The 4543-nt window shown below is 21.3% G+C and carries 3 protein-coding genes; all 3 read left to right on the top strand.

What is annotated here, in order from left to right:
• Nucleotides 1–2447 precede the first annotated feature (2447 nt).
• The 3 genes from ACEW7V_RS00035 (at nucleotide 2448) to ACEW7V_RS00045 (ending at nucleotide 3967) form a co-directional block, all read left to right on the top strand.
• The gene (locus ACEW7V_RS00035) at nucleotides 2448–2633 is read left to right on the top strand and encodes a hypothetical protein (RefSeq protein ID WP_374695469.1); all 186 of its coding nucleotides are present in this window, start codon (nucleotides 2448–2450) and stop codon (nucleotides 2631–2633) included.
• An 855-nt stretch (nucleotides 2634–3488) separates the two neighbouring features.
• Nucleotides 3489–3812, top strand: a complete 324-nt coding sequence (locus tag ACEW7V_RS00040) for a hypothetical protein (RefSeq protein WP_374695470.1) — start codon at nucleotides 3489–3491, stop codon at nucleotides 3810–3812.
• Entirely contained in the window at nucleotides 3809–3967 is a 159-nt protein-coding gene (locus ACEW7V_RS00045) for a hypothetical protein (RefSeq protein ID WP_374695471.1), read from the top strand. Before ACEW7V_RS00040 ends, ACEW7V_RS00045 begins: the two co-directional genes overlap by 4 nt.
• Nucleotides 3968–4543: the final 576 nt, after the last annotated feature.

Below are 4543 nucleotides of genomic sequence, written 5' to 3' on the forward strand. Positions count from 1 at the left end.
TACGTATTGCTTTGTTTTTTATCATGTTATAATGGTGTGGTAATAAATAATTTTGATTCTTCCAAAACCAAAACTTTAATTCTTTTCTGTGTATTTTATTAGAAACTAAGCATTATAACTTTTTTTGTAAAAAAAGTTATACTCAGCAATTTAAATTTATTTCTCGTATTTTGGTTATAGGTAATTTATTGGACAAAAAAAGATTATCTTAATTGATAGTCTTTTTTAATATTATTCATTTTTTTATCAACTAAAAGAAAGTAGTTTCACTAAATAATTGCAATTATTCCATCCATTATATAATGTCGTTTTAAAACAAAAGAAAATAAAAACCAAAATAGCACAAAAATAATTGTCCATAATTTAATATTTTAGGATTTTCTTTTTTATTTTTTTGGCGAAACCAATATAAATATAACCAACTTAAACTAACATGGAAACTTGGTAAATTATTAAGATGAAGATAATAATATTTATATAAATTTTGAATTAAAAATCTACAAAATCTTTTGTTTTCTTTTAAATAAAAACTTATCCAACATTTGAACTGGGAAAACAAAAAATAAAATAAAACTAATAGCTAAAATTATAAAATAAGAAATCAATAATTGAAATATTATTTTTTATCTAAATGTTTATATATCAAATAAGGAGCAATTAAAAACCACCACCAGCAGCTTATGATATAAATATAAATAAAAAAATATTTAGAAAATTCCCAACTAGGGAATCCACTGCTTCCATTAATATTTAAATTTAATATATTTTTACCCAATAATTATTAGTTTCTTCATTACCATCTTCTTTAATTCGAATAATTGTTTTAAAAAAACCATTTTATTTTTTTCAATTATATATAAAGAACCAAACCAAGTTATAAAAAGTGTTGAATTAAAACAATAAATAAAAACCATAATATATATTTAAGATATTTATTTTTACTATTTGTTTCTTTTTTTTCTAAATTGTTTCTTTGTAAAAGTTTGTTTTTCCATTTTAATAATTTAAACTCCTGTTGTTTTTTGTTATTTATAATATTGATTTTATAATGATAATTTATTAAGAATTTAAAAACGATATAAAAAATAATAAAAATAAATTATTTTATAAAAATTAAAGAAAACAAAAAAAGAAAAAACCAAAATACTTAAAAAATAAAACCACCTTTTATATTTTTTGATAACTACAATATCATTATTTTTGATGATTTTATTTTTTAAAATAATTGTATAGAAACTAATTATTAATATCATTATAGAAGTTAGAAAAGCATAAAACAATAACATAAACTCGTTAATTTCATATTTTTGTTATTTCTCCGGAATAAGGATTTAACTTTTCATTATCAATTTTTATAAGTATAAACATTATTAAAAAATAAATCAAGGATATATTATTCCTACATATTTTTTTTAATTTTATTATGCTTTTGTTTCGGAAAAAATAATAAAATATAAACATCAAAGATAAAATTTTAGGTTCAAAAAATAATTAATTTGCAAAGTACCTGTTTTTGTTTCAATTAAACAAAAACATCACTATTAAACAATTAATCAAACAAACAAAACTTAAATAAAAGGTAATATTTTGATTTTTTAAATTTATTATTTAAAGATAAGAGTAAAAAGATATTCACTGATAATGTGTTTTGTCTTGTGAATAAACCTAAAGTAAAAAAAATTCTTTTATTTTTATCATATGAAATTGTATAAATAGCCAAAAGAGAAGTGATACAAGAAATAATTAAAGGCACATAAACTAAAAACTTTTTTGAAAAAACATTTTTTGTTTTCCTGTTTGTATTTGTATCTAAATTATTTTTATACATAAACATAAAAATCCTTTATAATATTGTTTTTTAATTTTTAGATAAATAATATTTGATTAATTTAGAAAAACTTTTACTTATTTTTTTAATCCTTTTTTATTTTTAATAATTTTTTTATTTCTTGTTAGTATAATGTTTTTTTAAAAAAATTATTTAAAAGTATTACTGTTATAACAGTAATATTATAAATATTTTATTTTTGAAAGTTTCTTTTTTAAAATATAGATTTTTATTGACTCTAACTATTTTATTTTTTTAGTCAAATTAATATTTATTTTTTTTTGCTTACTTTATTTTTACTAAGTAATAATTATCCTTATTTTACAACCTTATTTTAATATTTTTTGTGTATAATAAACTTGTATTTACAATTCTTAATTTATTATGTAGTTCAAAAAATAAGTTAATAAAAAACTAATAAAAAAAATTTACAATAGATATTAAAAATTCAAAAAAAACAAAACAATTTAAAAAAACACCTTAAACAAATACATTCTATCAAACATTTAGTAATTTAAAAAATTTAATAATATCAAAAGGAAATCCTAAATATAAATAAATACAGACAAACGGGAAAATAAAAATGATTACTGAAATAACTAACATAAAAGAAGCTATTTTGTGGATTGAAAAAAGAGAAATTTTAGGCATGCGTTTAGGACTTTTGCGTGTTTTGGCTTTGTTAAAATTATTACATCATCCTGAAAAAAAATTAGCTATGATTCATATTGCAGGTACTAACGGCAAAGGTTCAACTGTTAATTATTTAAGTTCTTTATTTGCAACAAAAGTTGTTCCAAAGTAGGAACTTTTATTTCTCCTCATATTCAAAATTACAATGAAAAATTAAAATTAATGGCAGAGACTATTTCTTGTAATGATTTAATAATTTGAGTTCGTAAAATTAAAAAAGTTAGTAGACCAAGCAAGTCCTGATTCTGCTTTATTTAGCATTACTCCGTTTGAAATTATCACCGCTATTGCTTTTGATTATTTTTATCATAAAAAAGTTGATGTTTGTAGCTAATTGAATAGGTTTGGGAGGTCTTTTAGACGAAAAGTACCATATGTTATTTATCCCATCTAACTGGAATTACTACCATTGGAAAGATCACGAACATATTTTAGGAAAAAACTCTTAAAGAAATTGCTTTTCAAAAAGCAGGAATTATTAAACCCAAAATTCCCTTAGTTACAGGAAATATTTCAAAAGCTTTGTTAGTTATTGAACAACAAGCCATCAAAAACAAAACTCCCATTTATAAATTCAAAAAAGATTACAACATAACTTATTTAGGAATGCAAACTTGGCAAGAATGTTTTAATTTTTAAAACAAAACAAATCACAATAAAAGCCATCAAAACTCCTTTAATAGGAAAAATATCAACCTGAAAATGCTGCAATGGCAATCAAACTTTATTATTTATTTTGTCAGCTAAAAAAATTTCCTTTCTTAAAACAAAATGTTTTTACAGGCATTAGCAAAACTCAAATTCCGGCCAGAATGCAAAAACTAAATTCAAACCTCTTTAATTATTTTAGATGGCGCTCACAATGTGCATGCCATAAGAAAATTATACAAACAACAATCAAACAATCGGTAGTAACTACCGCATTTCTATTTTATTTTCTGTTTTAAAAAACAAAAATGTAGTTTCTATGTTGTACCAATTATTAAAAATTCCCAAAGCCCACATTTATTTAACAACTTTTAATCATCCAAATAGTATTGAATTAGTACAAAAATATTTGTTTATTGGCTCCACAAAAGAACATAAAGTTTTTGATTGGCAAGTCAAATTGAAGGATTTTTTACAACAAAACCAAACTCAAAATTTTAAAGATTTATTGTTAATTACAGGCTCTCTATATTTTGCCTCAGAAGTATTCATTTTTTTTGGATATTTAAATATTTTTAATATTTTAAAAACATCAAATTTAATTTACACAACTTTAAAAAACTTAAAGAGGAGTCAAAAATGAAAATAGGTTTTTTTACTGATACATACTTACCAATTATTGGAGGTATTCCTATCTCTGTTAAATCTCATAAAGATAGTTTAGAAAAATTAGGACATAAAGTTTATATAATTACTCCTCAAGGACCTAAGAATTATGAAGAAAAGATGCTTCAATAATAAGAATTAAAAGGAATAACAATACACCCAAAGGTATTGAAGAGGTCATCGTGTAGTATTGAGGTTCAAAAAATATTTATCTCTTGTAAAAAGATCTTAATTTAGATATTATCCATATTCACACTATCTTCCTGGGTGAAATTAGGTATTTATGCTTCTCAAAAATTAAATATTATACCTGATAAATAAGAACACTATGCACGAATATTTTTTAATAAAAAGCAAAATATTGGAATAAAAATATTTAAATTATTTTTTATATTAGCTAATAGAAAAGTCTTTAAAAAAATTTATTTCCAAACACATTCTACAATTGTTCCTACCATAAAATTTTAACTTTATTAGAAAAAGATTACAATATCAAAGGAAAATATAACATGTTATTCCTAAAGGAATCAAATTAGAACATTTTTATTCCCAAAACCGTTCTTTAGAAGAAATTCAAGCTTTAAAAGTTAAATTTAATTTAGTAAATGATTTTGTTTGTCTTTATGTAGGTAGGTTGCTCGCCTGAAAAGACATTTCTATTTGATTGGTGCTTTGCTTTTTTGTCAAAAATCATCTCAAAGTAAATTT

This window comes from Areca yellow leaf disease phytoplasma, assembly GCF_041920595.1.